Here is a 14962-nt window from a genome sequence, read left to right on the forward strand (position 1 = left end):
CACGACCGTGGTGATCGTGCCGAGCACCGCGACCCCGAGACCGGCCCCCAGCTCGTAGGCGGTCTCCTCGATCGCGGCGGCGCCGCCCGCGTGCGACTCGGGCGCGGCCGACATGATCGTGTCGGAGGCGGCCAGCAGGGTGACCTGGATGCCGAAGCCGATGCCGACGAAGCAGAACGTCAGGGCCACCGGATGCCCCTCGGTGCCCCAGGCCAGGGTGGGGGCGAGGGACAGGGCGGTCAGCGCCAGTCCGCCGCTCATCGTGGCGCGCAGCCCGAACCACCGCAGTAGCCGAGCCCCGGCCAGGCCGCCCGCGATCGCGGCGATCATGAGCGGGAGCATCCGTACGGCCGCCCCGAGCGGGCTGTCGCCGAGGACCAACTGGAGGTACTGGGCAAGCATGAGCTCCAGCCCGACCAGGGCGAAGACGGTCAGCAGCACGCCGCCCACCCCGGCGCAGAACGCCCGTCGCCGGAACAGCTCCAGGTCGAGCAGGGGGAAGGCCAGTCGCCGCTGCCTGCGGACGAACCAGGTCAGCAGCCAGACCCCGCACAGCAGGACCGCCACCCCGCCGAGATGCCCGGCGCCCGTCTCCTTCAGGCCGAAGGCCACACCGAGGATGCCCAATACCGACAGCAGCGCGCTGAGTGCGTCCCACGGCTGGTCGGAGCGCCTCGGGATCTCGGGAAGAAGCCTGACCGCGGCGGGCAGCAGGACCATCAGGATGGGGACGTTGATCAGGAAGACGGCGCCCCACCAGAACTTCTCGACGAGCAGCCCGCCGATGAGCGGGCCGACCGCGGCCCCGGCCGCCGCCACCGCGCTCCACACGCCCAGCGCGATCGCCCGCTCGTACCGGTCGGTGAAGACCTGCCGGATGATGGAGAGGGTGGCGGGCATGATCATGGCACCGCCGACGCCGAGCAGTGCCCGCGCCGAGATCAGCGCGAGCGGGGTCGGGGCGAACGCGGCCGCCGCCGAGGCGACGCCGAAGACCACGTATCCGGCCAGCACCAGCCGTTTGCGCCCGTAGCGGTCACCGAGCGTGCCAAAGGTCAGCAGCAGCGGCGCGACCACCAGCGAGTAGACGTCGATGATCCACAGCAGTTCCACGGAGGTCGGCTCCAGAGCCGCCGTCAGCGTGGGCACCGCGATGTGCAGCACCGTGGCGTCCACCGCGATCAGCAGCAGGCTGAAGCAGAGCAGGGCGAGGATCGACCACCGGCTGGCCCCGGGTGCAGGTGAGCCGCCGTCCCCACCCCTGGCTTTGGCCATGATGGTGGTCATGGGCCGCTCAGGAGTTGTCAGCCTGGACGAACATACGTCGCAGCCTAGGCGAAGTGCGGCAGTGCGCGGGGTGGCATTCAATTATGGATTTACATGGATATGTGTACCTTGTGTCTCGCGATCGATCGGCGATCCGTGTTTTCGGTGACACTGTGCGTGACCTCTCTAGAGAGATACAGGCATATACCGTTATCTAGGCAAATGGTGATCTCCCACGGACCATGGCGATCGTGGGGAGTCAGCGTGAGGCCCGTGAGCCGCCGTGGTGAGCGGGTCCGGCGGGCACGACTCGGCCCCGGTGCCGCCGCCCCGAGATCCCGACGACCCCCGGCAGTGGTGTGCCGTGGCCGCCGCGTTGCTGGGCCGTGACCACCCCGAGGCCGCGCTGGAGGCCGCCCGCAGGGCGCTGGACCTCGACCCCCGATCCGAGTCGGGAGCCGACTGGGGATACCGCCTCGCCAGCCTCGCGTTCGAGCGGCTCGGCCGCGACGCGGAGGCCGTGGCCGCCGCCGAGGAGGCGGTACGCCTCGCGCCTGGCTCCTGGGCCGCGCGGATGCGCCTGGGGGCGGCACTGCGCAGGGTACCGGGCCGCTGGCGCGAGTCGCGGGCACAGGCGGCCAGGGCCGTCCGCTACGCGCCGGAGGAGCCGGACCCGCATGTCCTCACCGGTGACCTCGCGCTGCTGCGTGGTGAGTACCCCCGCGCGCGGGCCGCCTACCGCGACGCGCTGCGCCGCCTGCCCGACCATCCCGGCGCCAGGATCAACCTCGGCCTGACCTGGCTGCGCTGGGAGCGCCCACGCGCCCACCACGACCCCGCCTGGCCGGTCGACCCCCGTGAGACGGGCCGGGCCAGGCGCGCCCTGGAGACGTGGTCGCGGCAGCTCCGCATCCTGCTGGCCGTCGCCCTCGTCGCGGTCTGCGCGGCGGAGTTCGGGTTCGGCCTGGCAGGCGTGGCGAGGATCGGTGGCGGGCTGGTGCCGCTCGCCGTCCTGGTGATCACCCTCAGGCAGGCGCACCGGGTCGGGCTCTGGTCGTACGTGCCCGGCATGCTCGCCCGCGACCTCTGGCTCGGCACGTCGATCCTGATCACCCTGGTCGTCGTGGCCGCGTACGTCGCGGTCGTCGCCACCCTCCCACCGGAGGTCCCACCGCTCCTGGCCGGACCGCCGCCGGACGCCACGGGGGTGCTCTGGGCGGGCCTCGCCGGGCTGGTGCTCCTCAACGGCGCCGTACTGCTCGTCCTGCGCGTGCTCGTCGATGCCTGGCGCGGGCGGCCGGTCAGGGCGCTGGCCGAGTTCGCCGCGGCCGGTGACGACCGTACGGCCAGGCGGGACGTCAACGTGACCCTCTGGCTGGTGGCGGGCCGGGTCTGGTCGGTGCCGGTGGCGGTCGTGCCGGCGGCGGCGGTCCTGGACGAACGGCGTTGGGCGCTCGCCGTGCTCGCCGTGCCGCTCGTGCTCGGCTGGGCGTACCGCGGGGCCGGTCCCGCCCTGGGCCTCGGCAGGGTGCTGGCAGCGGACCGCGGGCTGGCGGCGGCGCTGGCCCTGTCCGCCGCGGCGGCGCTCCTGCTCGGCATGGCGGCGGCGGTCACCACGCTCGGGCTCGCCCAGGCGGGCGAGTGGGCCTGGCGGGCCGGGACCGTGCTGCCGGCCGTCTCGTCGGCGGTGTTCGCCACGAGGTCGGTGCGGGCATGGTGGCGGGGTGCGCCGGGTCCCTGGCGCGCCTCACTGGTCATGTGCGACGGCTGCGGCGGCCGCCTGCCCGGCGATGCCTCCCCGCCGGTGGGGCTCAGCGGGGAGGTGCGCGCGGCCTTCACCCACGCGCGGGGGGTGATGCTCGCCTATGCCGACCCCAGCGGCCCGCGCGCGCTGGCCGTCGGCGCGGTCAGTTCGGTCGGCCCGAGCGGCGAGTTACGCCTGATCGCCGCCTCCGACGCGTGGGAGGCCGCCGAGCGCGACCCCAGGGTGGCGGTCTTCGTCGCGGACCCGCAGGGCCGCAGCTTCTGGGCCGAGGTGCGCGGCATCGCGATCGGCGACACCGAGGCCGGCCTGCTGAGGATCACCCCCAAGCAGGTCGTGGTCGGCGAGTATCCCGGCCGGCACCAGGGCCGTGCCCGCCGAGGCTGAGCGGTCGTCGGGAGCGCGGACCGCCTTGCCCGGCGGTGACATTCCCATGCCCGTCACCTGGCCGGTTCCCGGGGAAGGACGGGCGCGGGGACCGGGTACTCCCACCCGGCGGGAACACGGGCGCGAACCGCCGCGCGCGGGGCGCGGAGGCGGCACAGGGAAGGGTGTGGCCACCGGTGCGGCACCGGTCGCAGCTTGCTACCTCGAGCGTGGATTTCATCCGTTCTCGTCCACATATCTGATCGTGCCCGCGCGGCGGCGTGGCGCGACGCCCAGGCACGCGCAAACGTCCCCCCGGTGCGGTATAACCGGGGGCGGACCGGGGAGGCGTGATGCGGGAATCCAGCAGGGCCCAGCCGGCGGGGCGCGTGGCCGCACGGGATCTGTTCGAGCGGGTGCGGCTGGGCTACTTCCGGCTCTCGCCGCCTCTGCGCAGGCTGATCTACGTCGCGGTGCTGGTCGGAGCGGTCGGGCTGGCGTTCGGCCTCGGCTGGTCGGTGCTCAACACACTCTTCGTCACGCTGACGCTGCTCGGCTTCGCGGCGCTGACCCTGAGCTTTCCCCGCGCCGCGGCCACCCTGCTCGTGGTGCTCGCCTGGCTGTCGGCGCTGATGATCTTCCAGGGCGCGTCCGGCTGGAACTCACCGATCCCGACCGCGCTGATGATCCTCGCCCCCCTGGTGGCCGGCGCGGCCCACCTCATCCGCTGGGTCACCCCGTGGGTGAGCACGGCCATGGCACTGGTGCCCGCCGGACTGGTGGCCGTCCTGCTCGGCGTGGTCATCCCCGGGCTCGCGCCGGTCACCGCCATCTGGGCCGCGTACGCGGTGGCGGCCGGGGTGCTCGTCCAGCGCTTCCTCCAGGCCCGCCGGGTGCGGGCGGCACTGACGGTGGGGGAGCGGAGCCAGGCCGGGCTCAGGGTCCGCGGGGGCGGTCCCCCCGCGCCCGCCGCCGTGACCGGCGAGCGGGAGGCGCCGCCGCCCATCTCGGTGGAGGAGGCGCTCGGAGAGCTGGACGCCATGATCGGCCTGGCCCCGGTGAAGGAGCAGGTGCGCTCGATCGCCGCCTCGATCGAGGCGGCCAGGCTGCGCAGGGAGGCCGGATACTCCACCGAGCCACCGATGCGGCACTTCGTGTTCGTCGGCCCCCCGGGCACCGGCAAGACCAGCGTGGCCAGGACCGTCGCGAAGATCTTCTACGCCTTCGGCCTGCTGGAGACCCCCTACGTGGTCGAGGCCCAGCGGGCCGACCTGGTGGGGGAGTTTCTCGGCGCCACCGCGATCAAGACGAACGAGCTGGTCGACCGGGCGCTCGGCGGGGTGCTCTTCATCGACGAGGCGTACAGCCTGATCAACTCCGGTGACGGCCAGCCGGACAGGTTCGGCGCGGAGGCCGTGCAGACGCTGCTCAAGCGGGCCGAGGACGACCGCGACCGGCTGGTCGTCATCCTGGCCGGATACGAGAAGGAGATGGCCGCCTTCCTGTCGTCCAACCCCGGCCTGTCCAGCCGGTTCGCAAGCCGGGTCCGCTTCCCCAGCTACGCCCCCGATGAGCTGCTCCAGATCACCGAGTTGCTGCAGAGGCGCCGGGGAGACCGGATGTCACCGGAGGCCGCGCCCGCCCTGCTCGCCCGATTCGAGGACATCCACCGGCGCTCGATAGTCGACGACCTGGGCAACGCCCGGTTCGTCCGCAGCCTCGTGGAGGCCGCCGCGCAGGCCAGGGACGTGCGCGTGGTGGGGGCGGGCGGCGCGCCCACCACTGAGGACCTGGTCACCACGGCCCTGGAGGATGTCGTCAAGGCCTTCGACGAGCTCACCGCCCGCTACCGGGGCTACCAGGCCGCGCCCTCCCTCGAGGAGGCGCTGGCCGACCTCGACCGCATGGCGGGTCTCGAACCGGTCAAACGGCAGGTGCACGCGATCGCCGCGCAGCTCAGAGTGGCCAAGATGCGTCAGGAGCGGGGGCTGCCGACCCCGCCGCAGATGCGGCACTTCGTCTTCGCCGGGCCGCCGGGCACCGGAAAGACCACGGTGGCCCGCATCCTGGGCCGTATCTTCGCCGCGCTCGGCCTGCTTACCCAGCCCGACGTGGTGGAGGCCCAGCGGGCCGACCTGGTCGGCCAGCACCTCGGCGCCACCGCGATCAAGACGAACGAGCTGGTCGACCGGGCGCTCGGCGGGGTGCTCTTCGTCGACGAGGCCTACGGCCTGGTCAACTCCGGCTACAGCGGGGGCGACGCCTTCGGCACCGAGGCCGTGCAGACGCTGCTCAAGCGGGCCGAGGACGACCGCGACCGGCTGGTGATCATCCTGGCCGGATACGAGCGGGAGATGAACACCTTCCTGTCGTCCAATCCCGGCCTGGGTAGCAGGTTCAGCCAGCGGGTGCGGTTTCCCTCGTACTCCGCCGAGGAGCTCACCGAGATCGCGGTGCTGCTCGCCGACTCCTCGGGTGACAGGTTCGACGACGCCGCCCGGCGTGACCTGGCCGAGGTCTTCGCCTGGGTCTGCGACGAGGGCCTGATCGACGGCCTGGGCAACGGCAGGTTCGCGCGCTCGCTCTTCGAGCGCGCGGCGATGCGCAGGGACGTCCGCCTGGCCGCCCTGGGCGGTGCCACCGCCACCGCCGCCGACCTGACCACCATCACCAGCGTTGACCTGCGCGCCGCCGTGGACGAACTCTCCGGAAAGTGATTCCGGGTCCGACCGGCGCCATCGTCCACTGAGATCCCTCCGATTCGGTACGCTATGCAGCCCATCGGTCGCTGAGTGTAGCAAGATGGTCACCGACAGCGGTGGGGCTCCGGAGGAGGAAAGATGGCGGGATTCCTTGCCCGCAGGCTGCTCAACTATCTGGTGCTGATCGTCGTGGCCACCAGCCTCGCCTACATGCTGGCCGCCTCCGCGCTCGACCCGCGATCCAACTACGAGGGCCGCAACCCGCCGATCCCCCCCGCGGTCGTCGACGCCCGCCTCACCGACCTCAACCTCAACGACCGCACCCCGCTCTTCGAGCGCTACCTGACCTGGGCGGGCGCCCTGGCGCGTGGCGACTTCGGCAGGACGGTGGCCGGCGGCTCGGTCGGCGACGACCTCGGGCGCCGGATCGGCGTCACCCTGCGCCTGATCACGGTCGGGCTGGTCGTCGGCAGTGTCACCGGCGTGCTCGTCGGCGCCTACGCCGCGGTCAAGCAGTACGGCGCCTTCGACCGGCTCTCGACAGGTCTCTCCTTCGTCGTCCTCGCGGTCCCCACGGTGGTGCTGGCCAACATCCTGATCATCGCCGCGGTCCGGTTCAACGAGGCCGTCGGCGCCCAGATCCTCCTCGTCAGCGGAGAGGCGACCCCCGGGCTCCAGGGCGGGTTCGTCGCCGCCGGGATCGACCGGATCCAGCATCTGCTGCTGCCCACGCTGTCGCTCTCGCTCGGCCTGGCCGCCGTCTACAGCCGCTACCAGCGCAACATGATGCTCGATGTGCTCGGCGCCGACTTCATCCGCACGGCCATGGCCAAGGGGCTGAGCCGCCGCGCCGCGCTGACCCGGCACGCGCTGCGTACCGCGCTGATCCCGGCGGTCACCTACTTCGCCTTCACCTTCGGGGCGCTACTGGTCGGCACCACCTTCACCGAGAAGATCTTCGGCTGGCACGGTGTGGGAGAGCAGCTGGTCGACTCGATCTCCACCAACGACATCAACACCGTCGCCGCGATCAGCTGCTTCGCCGCGCTGGCGGTGCTGCTGGCCGCGTTGGCCTCCGACGTGCTCCACGCCGTCCTCGACCCGCGCGTCCGGGTGGGGTGAGCCGGAGATGACCATCGCCGAGGAGGAGCTCACCGAGCAGCGGGCGTCCGTCGACAGGATCAAGGCGCCCTCACGGCTGCGGGTGGTCATGGGCCGCCTCCTGCGCTCGGGCCGGGGCCGGACCGGCTCCGTGCTCCTCCTGCTGATCTTCCTGCTGGCCTTCGCCGGCCCCTACCTCACCCGCTGGACCTACACCGCCAAGGACTTCACCGCCTTTCTCGCGCCGCCGTCGACCGAGCACTGGTGGGGGACCCTGCAGACCGGCGCCGACGTGTACGCGGTCACGCTGCGCGGCATGCGCAGGTCCCTGGTCGTCGGCCTGCTCGCCGCGGTGGTCGGCACCGCGCTCGCGGCCGTGGTGGGTGCCTTCGCCGGATACTTCGGAAGCTGGACCGACCGTTCACTGACCTGGGTGACCGACCTGCTGCTCGTGCTCCCCGCCTTCCTGATCCTGGCGATCATGTCCCCGCTCTTCGCCGGGGGACAGTGGCCGGTGTTCGTGCTGGTGCTGGCGCTCTTCCTCTGGATGGTGACCTCGAAGATCGTCCGGAGCATGACCATCTCGCTCAGGGAACGGGAGTTCATCCAGGCGGCCAGGTTCATGGGCGTGCCGCCGACAAGGATCATCTTCCGGCACATCATTCCCAACATGTCCTCGCTGCTGGTCGTCGACGCCACGCTGAACGTCAGCGCCGCGATCCTCACCGAGACGTCCCTCTCCTACTTCGGCTTCGGCATCCAGCCGCCGGACGTCTCGCTGGGCAGCCTCATCGCGGACGGCGCCCAGACGGCGCTCTACGCCCCCTGGACGTTCTGGTTCTGCGCGGGCCTGTTGATCGTCACCGTGCTCGCGGTGAACCTGGTCGGCGACTCCCTGCGCGACGCCTTTGACCCCACGGCCCGCAGAGGTGGGTGAGCGGATGACAGGCGAGCGAACCGCGGACGCGAGATCCCGGAGCGGCCGGACCGGCGGGTGCGGCGCCGGGGCCGGTCCCCTGCCGGCGAGGGCCGGAACCGACCTCGTGCCCGCCGAACCCGTGCTCGAGGTGCGCGACCTCGACGTCACCTTCGGCCTGGGCCCCGGCGCGGTCCGCGCGGTCAGGGGAATGGGTTACGCGGTCCGTCCGGGCGAGGTGCTCGGGATCGTCGGTGAGTCCGGCTCCGGCAAGTCGGTCACCTCGCTGGCCGTGATGGGCCTGCTCCCGCCGCACGCCCACGTCACCGGGTCGGTGCGGCTGCGCGGACAGGAGATCCTGGGCGCCCCGGAGAGGACACTCACCGCGTTCCGCGGCAAGACCATCTCGATGGTCTTCCAGGACCCGCTCTCCGCGCTCACCCCCGTCTACCGGGTCGGCGACCAGATCGCCGAGGCGGTCCGCGTCCACCAGCGGATCGGCGCCGCGCAGGCCGCCAGGCGCGCCGTCGAGCTGCTCGACCTGGTCGGCATCCCCAACGCGGCGCAGCGCGCCAGGGCGTTCCCGCACGAGTTCTCCGGCGGCATGCGCCAGCGCGCGGTGATCGCGATGGCGATCGCCAACGACCCCGACGTGATCCTCTGCGACGAACCGACCACCGCGCTCGACGTGACCATCCAGGCTCAGGTGCTGGAGGTGCTGAAGACGGCGCAGCGGGAGACGGGCGCGGCGATCGTCATCATCACCCACGATTTGGGGGTGGTGGCCGGGTTCGCCGACCGGGTTCTCGTCATGTACGCCGGGCGCCCCGTCGAGGTCGGCTCGGTGGACGAGGTCTACTACCGCACCCGCATGCCGTACACCATGGGCCTGCTCGGTTCGATCCCGCGCCTTGACCGCGGCCGGGAGCAGCCGCTGGTGCCCATCGAGGGCAGCCCGCCGTCACCGGCGGCGCTGCCGCCGGGCTGCCCGTTCGAGCCGCGCTGCCCGATCGCCGTCCCGGCGTGCGCCGAGTCCGAGCCCGAGCCGGTACGGGTGGGCTCGCCCGGCCACCTCGCGGCGTGCGTACGCTCGGGTGAGATCGAGGCGGAGGGGTGGTCACCCGCCCAGATCTACGGTGTGCGCGCCATCGCGGGGGAGGCGATCGGCCCCGGTCCCGCTGTCGGTCCCGCTGTCGGTCCCGCTGTCGGTCCCGCTGCCGGTTCCGTCGCCGGGGAGCGGCCACGGCCGCGTGGCGGGCGTGAGGTGGTCCTGGCGGTCGAGGGCCTGGTCAAGCACTATCCCCTGGTGAAGGGGAGGCTCCTGCGGCGGCGGGTCGGCACGGTCCGCGCGGTGGACGGTGTCAGCTTCGACATCCGCGAGGGCGAGACGCTCGGCCTGGTCGGGGAGTCGGGCTGTGGCAAGACGACCACCCTGATGGAGATCCTCGAACTGGCCGCACCGCAGAGCGGCGGGATCACGGTGCTGGGCCGCGACACCGCACAGATGAGCGCCCGCGACCGGATGGCCGTCCGGCGCGACATGCAGGTCGTCTTTCAGGACCCGCTGGCCTCGCTCGACCCGAGGATGACCGTCTACGACATTCTCGCCGAGCCGCTGCGCACGCACGGCAGCCGTGAGGTGGGGCCGAGGGTCCGCGAGCTGCTCGGCATGGTCGGCCTGGAGGCCGGTCACGCCGCCCGCTATCCGCAGGACTTCTCCGGGGGGCAGCGTCAGCGCATCGGCATCGCCCGCGCTCTCGCCCTGGAACCCCGGCTGGTCGTGCTGGACGAGCCGGTCTCGGCGCTCGACGTGTCCATCCAGGCCGGGGTGCTCAACCTGCTGGCGGAGCTGAGGACCCGCCTGGGCCTGTCGTACCTGCTCGTGGCGCACGACCTGGCCGTGGTCCGGCACATCGCGGACCGGGTCGCGGTCATGTATCTCGGCAGGATCGCCGAGATCGGGCAGGCCGGCCGGGTGTACGACGCTCCGATGCATCCCTACACGCGGGCACTGCTGTCGGCCGTCCCGCTGCCGGATCCGGTCATGGAACGCTCCAGGAGGCGGGTCCTGCTGGAGGGAGACCTGCCCAGCCCGGCCGATCCTCCCTCCGGCTGCCGCTTCCGCACCCGCTGTCCCCTGTTCAGATCCCTCGACGAGACCGTCAGAAGGCGTTGTGTGGAAGAGGAACCCCAGGTGCGCCGACTCGGAGACGACCACGGAGTCTCGTGCCACTTCGCCGAGAGGTTCGGCGCCGGATGATCCAGCCGAGTGCCCTTCTGTTCGCCCAGTCGTATCCTCCGGGAGGAAAACAGTGACATCGATCCGGCGCGTGGGCGCGCTCGCCACCGCGCTGGCCGTGGTCCTGGCGGTCTCGCCGGTTCTGACCGGCTGCGGTGGCGGGGGCGGGACGGGGAGCGGGTCCATCTCGGCGATCAAGGCCTACGACGTCAACCCCGTCGCCCGCGACCGGGTCGTGGACGGAGGGGTGCTCCGTTGGGGGCTCAGCGAGTATCCGGCCAACTGGAACCTCAACCATGTCGACGGCAACCTGGCGACGGTCAAGAAGGTCATGGACGCCCTCATGCCCTCGCCGTTCCGCTCCGACGCCAAGGGGCAGATCTCCCCGAACAGCGACTACCTGTCGGCGGGCAGGGTCACCTCGGACGGCCCCAGGCAGGTCGTCACCCTGACCCTCGACCCGCGTGCCAGGTGGTCCGACGGCACTCCGATCACCTGGGAGGACTACCGGGCCCAGTGGCAGGCGATGAACGGCCGCAACGGCGACTACCGGGTGGCGAGCACCACCGGCTACCAGGACATCGAGAAGGTGACCAGGGGCAAGGACGACCACCAGGTCGTGGTGACCTTCGCCAAACCCTTCGGCGACTGGCAGTCGCTGTTCGCACCGCTGTACCCCCGAAGCACCAACGCCACCTCCGAGGCGTTCAACAACGCCTGGCTGAACCGCATCCCGGTGACCGCCGGCCCGTTCAGGTTCGTCTCGTTCGATCCGACCGCCAAGACCGTCACCATCGCCAGGGACGACCGCTGGTGGGGAGAGCGGGCCAAGCTGGATCAGATCATCTACCGCTCCCTGGAGAGCGACGCACTGGTCGGGGCCTTCAGCAACGGTGAGCTCGACACCTTCGACATCGGTCCGTCCGCGCCCGACTACGCGCGCGTCAAGGCCACCCCGGGCGCGATCGTGCGGCAGGCGGCCGGGCCCGACTTCCGGCACATCACGATGAACGGCGAGAGCGCCCTGCTGTCCGACCGGAGGGTACGCAGGGCCGTGGCGATGGGTATCAACCGCCAGGCCGTCGCCCAGTCCGACCTCCAGGGCCTCGACTGGCCGATCGTCCTGCTGAACAACCACTTCTTCATGAACACCCAGGAGGGCTACCAGGACAACGCCGGTGAGATCGGTACTTACAACCCCGTTCAAGCCGGGCGGGAGCTGGACGCCGCAGGCTGGAAGCTGGAGGGGCGGATCAGAAGGAAGGACGGCAGGGAGCTGAACCTGCGCTTCGTCCTGCCGTCCAGCCTGCAACTCACCAAGTCCGAGGCCGAACTCGTCCAGGACATGCTCGCCCAGATCGGTGTCGGGGTCACTCTCCAGTCGGTACCCACCGATGACTACTTCACCAAATACATAATTCCCGGCAATTACGACATCACTGCCTTCGCATACATGGGCACGCCGTTTCCCGTCTCCAGCGCCTACGGTCAGTACGCCGACGCCACCAGGCGCCCGGACGACACCGGGCAGTGGAACGCCAACCTCGGCCGCATCGGCTCCCCGCAGATCGACGCCGCCATGAACAAGGCGACCGCCGCCCTCGCCCCCGGCCGGGCCATCGCCGACACCAACGCCGCCGACAAGCTCATCTGGCAGGCGGTCAACGTGGTGACGCTCTACCAGCGACCGCAGAACGTCGCGGTCAAGAGCACGGTCGCCAACTTCGGCGCCCGCGGCTTCTACGACCTGAGGTACCAGGACATCGGTTTCACCCGGTGACGCGGCCGTGCGGGTGGCCCGGTCGGGCGGGGCGTCTCGCGGTCCTCAGGTGGCCGGATACCCGAGGAGCCCGGGAGGCGCCCGGCAGCGGGACGGGCGCGCTTTCTGTCGGGAGCGGAGTGTAGAAGTGGGCCATGGTTATCTCGGTTACCTGGCCCCAGGTGCTCGCGTGGCGGTTGAAACGGCAGTTCGTGGACCCGGCAGACGCGCCGGACACGGTCTCCGTCGTGCGCAGGCTCACCGGGGTGCAGGCGCAGGTGGCCTCCTCCGCCGGCCTGGCGGTGGCCGTGCGGAGCGCGCGGCCGAGACCCGATGAGATCGACGATGCCCTGTGGCGAGACCGCAGCCTGGTCAAGACCTGGACGGCGCGCGGCACCCTGCACCTCGTCCCCGCCGACGAGCTGGCCGCCTACGCCGCCGTCCTCGGCTCGTTCCGCAACTGGGACAAGGGCTCCTGGCAGCGGGGCCACGGGGTCACCGCCGCCGAGGTCGCCGCCATCCTCGACGCCGTGCCCAAGGCGCTCGCCGGCCGCGCCCTCACTCGCGAGGAACTGGTCGACGGGGTCATCGAGATCACCGGCGACGCCCACCTGAAGGAGGCGCTCACCTCCGGCTGGGGCGCCCTGTTCAAGCCGCTGAGCTTCCTCGGTGAGCTCTGCTACGGCCCGCCACGCGAGGGGAGGGTGACCTTCGTCAGCCCCCGCGACTGGGTGCCCGGCTGGCCGGCGGAGCTCCCCTCGGCCGAAGAGGGCGGCGTGCGCCTGCTCCGCTCCTTCCTCGGTGCCCACGGCCCGGGCACCCCCGAGACGTTCGACGGCTGGCTCTACCGCGGGGCGGCCCGCAAGGCGACGCTGCGCGGCTGGTTCCGGGACCTCACCCCCGAGCTGGCCGAGATCGAGGTCGGCGGCCGGCCGATGGTCATGCTCGCCGAGCACCTCGACGAGCTGGCCGGCACCCGGCCCGCCACCGGGGTCCACCTCCTGCCAGGCTTCGACCAGTACATCCTCGCCGCCCCTCGTGACCTGGAGCCCCTCCTGCCCGCCAAGGCGAAGGCGAGGGTCAGCCGGGCCGCCGGCTGGATCTCCCCCGTCGTGATCCACGAGGGCCGGGTGGCCGGGATTTGGGAGGCCAAGGACAAGAAGATCGTCGTCGACCTCCTGGAGGAGGTGCCCGCCGCGGCCCTCGCAGCCGAGACCGAGCGGGTGTCCGAGCTGCTGCGCTGATGGCTCCGGCTTCGAAAGCCGTCACGACCGGGGCTTCCGTGTTCGAATACCGAACCTCGTGCCCGAAGTGCCCTCCCGCCGGCTCCGCTGAGGAGCGGTTCAGCCGCGGCGGAAGCGTACCCGGTCGCCGGGGCGGAGCTGGGCGGCCCTGGCGAGGCTCGCCGAGGTCAGCACGGCGATGACCGGGTAGCCGCCGGTCGGCGGGTGGTCGGCGAGGAACACGATCGGCTGGCCGCTGGGCGGCACCTGGACGGCCCCGGCCACCATGCCCTCGCTGGGCAGCTCCTCGTCCCGGGCCCGTTCCAGGCGGGCGCCGCGCATTCGCACGCCCACCCGGTTGCTGTCCTGGCCGACCTCGTAGGGCTCCGCGCACAGGGTGGCCAGGGCTCCGGGGACGAACCAGTCCTCCCGGGGACCCGGCAGGACAAGCAGGAGGCCCGCTCCAAGCTCCGGCGAGGGCGCCGCGTCCACGGTGATCGGCGGCAGGCCGTCCGTCGGCCCCATGGGCAGGACCGTTCCGGCGCGGAGCGGGGCAGGGCCGAGCCCGGACAGCGAGTCGGACGACCGGCTCCCCATCGTGACGGGCGTGTCGAGGCCACCACGGACGGCGATGTAGGTGCGCAGGCCGGTTTCCGGCGTCCCGGTGCGCAGCTCGCCGCCCGCGGGCACCCAGAAAGGCGCGCACATCCCCTGTAGGGCCGGCACGCCGGGAGCCGCGTCGTCGGCAGTCCCGCGTGGTCGCAGGAGCTCCAGCGGGCAGGCGGCCCCGGTGACGGCGACCCAGGTCCCGGTGGTGAAGCGCAGCCGGGCGCCGCCGAAGGTCAGCTCGATCCCCGCGGCGCCCTCCGGGTTGCCGACCAGGCGGTTGGCCAGCCGCAGGCTCGGCTCGTCCGCGGCACCCGAGCGGGGCACCCCGAGATGGGCGTACCCGGGCCGGCCAAGATCCTGCACCGTGGCGTACGGCCCCGGCGCGATCACCTCGATCATGGCCCGCCGACCGCCAGGAAACGCACCCGTGTCCCCGGCGTGAGCAGGGTGGGCGGGTCGGCGGTCACGTCCCAGACCGCCGTCGTGGAGCGGCCGAGCAGCCGCCACCCGCCGGGGGAGGCCGAGGGGTAGACCGCCGAGTAGGGGCCGGCGACCGCCACGGATCCGGCGGGCACCGAGGTTCGCGGGGTGTCCAGCCGTGGCACGCGCAGCGCGGGATCCAGCCCCGTGAGGTAGGCGAACCCGGGGGCGAAGCCCAGCCAGCCCACCACCAGCTCCCGCCCGGTGTGCCGCTCGACCACCTCCCCGGGGGAGAGGCCGCTCAGCGCGGCCACCTCGTCGAGGTCCGCGCCGTCGTACACGACCGGGATGGTCACGGCCGGCGCCGGCGCGGCGGTACCCGCGCCGATCGTGGCCCCCGTCTCCAGCAGGTGAAGGAGCCGATCCCGCAGGCGCGTCAGGTCGGCCCCCGGCGCGCTGACGAGGACCGTGGTGGGGCCGGGCACGATCTCCACCACCCCGGTCGGCCGATCGGCCCGCAGCAGGGCGTCCAGCCGGTGGGAGATCTCCAGCGAGCCGGTCTCCACCAGCAGCGACCGCTCCCCGGCCCGCCGGATCAC

General features: G+C 72.3%; 10 protein-coding genes. 7 read left to right on the forward strand and 3 right to left on the reverse strand.

The window, feature by feature from the left end; genetic code table 11:
* A partial coding sequence (locus ACWD3H_RS42585; protein WP_451959070.1) for an MFS transporter occupies nucleotides 1-1287 on the reverse strand: 1287 nt, incomplete at its 3' end.
* A gap of 262 nt (nucleotides 1288-1549) precedes the next feature.
* Between ACWD3H_RS42585 and ACWD3H_RS42590 the strand changes: the two genes are divergently transcribed.
* The 7 genes from ACWD3H_RS42590 (at nucleotide 1550) to ACWD3H_RS42620 (ending at nucleotide 13355) form a co-directional block, all read left to right on the forward strand.
* Nucleotides 1550-3415 carry a tetratricopeptide repeat protein gene (locus ACWD3H_RS42590; RefSeq protein ID WP_451959071.1) on the forward strand — a complete coding sequence of 622 codons (1866 nt, stop codon included), beginning with the start codon at nucleotides 1550-1552 and terminating at the stop codon, nucleotides 3413-3415.
* A 332-nt stretch (nucleotides 3416-3747) separates the two neighbouring features.
* Nucleotides 3748-6111, forward strand: a complete 2364-nt coding sequence (locus ACWD3H_RS42595; RefSeq protein ID WP_451959072.1) for an AAA family ATPase — start codon at nucleotides 3748-3750, stop codon at nucleotides 6109-6111.
* A 123-nt stretch (nucleotides 6112-6234) separates the two neighbouring features.
* On the forward strand, nucleotides 6235-7218 hold the full coding sequence (locus ACWD3H_RS42600) for an ABC transporter permease (RefSeq protein ID WP_355562335.1): 984 nt from the start codon (nucleotides 6235-6237) through the stop codon (nucleotides 7216-7218).
* 7 nt (nucleotides 7219-7225) lie between these two features.
* Entirely contained in the window at nucleotides 7226-8134 is a 909-nt protein-coding gene (locus tag ACWD3H_RS42605; protein ID WP_355562332.1) for an ABC transporter permease, read from the forward strand.
* A gap of 4 nt (nucleotides 8135-8138) precedes the next feature.
* Nucleotides 8139-10373, forward strand: coding sequence for a dipeptide ABC transporter ATP-binding protein (locus ACWD3H_RS42610; protein WP_451959073.1), 2235 nt, complete (start codon nucleotides 8139-8141; stop codon nucleotides 10371-10373).
* Between the two features lie 52 nt (nucleotides 10374-10425).
* Nucleotides 10426-12132 (forward strand): ABC transporter family substrate-binding protein, encoded by a 1707-nt coding sequence (locus ACWD3H_RS42615; RefSeq protein ID WP_451959074.1) that lies wholly within the window; start codon nucleotides 10426-10428, stop codon nucleotides 12130-12132.
* Nucleotides 12133-12266: 134 nt separating this feature from the next.
* Nucleotides 12267-13355 carry a winged helix DNA-binding domain-containing protein gene (locus ACWD3H_RS42620; protein ID WP_451959075.1) on the forward strand — a complete coding sequence of 363 codons (1089 nt, stop codon included), beginning with the start codon at nucleotides 12267-12269 and terminating at the stop codon, nucleotides 13353-13355.
* A gap of 99 nt (nucleotides 13356-13454) precedes the next feature.
* On the opposite strand, the gene ACWD3H_RS42625 is transcribed toward ACWD3H_RS42620, so the two are convergent.
* Both ACWD3H_RS42625 and ACWD3H_RS42630 read right to left on the reverse strand, forming a co-directional pair.
* A complete protein-coding gene (locus tag ACWD3H_RS42625) occupies nucleotides 13455-14342 on the reverse strand; it encodes a 5-oxoprolinase subunit C family protein (RefSeq protein ID WP_451959076.1) in 888 nt (295 codons plus the stop codon).
* Complete coding sequence (locus ACWD3H_RS42630) at nucleotides 14339-14962, reverse strand: 5-oxoprolinase subunit B family protein (protein WP_451959077.1); 624 nt, start codon at nucleotides 14960-14962, stop codon at nucleotides 14339-14341. Before ACWD3H_RS42630 ends, ACWD3H_RS42625 begins: the two co-directional genes overlap by 4 nt.

The organism is Streptosporangium sp. NPDC002607 (assembly GCF_053592655.1).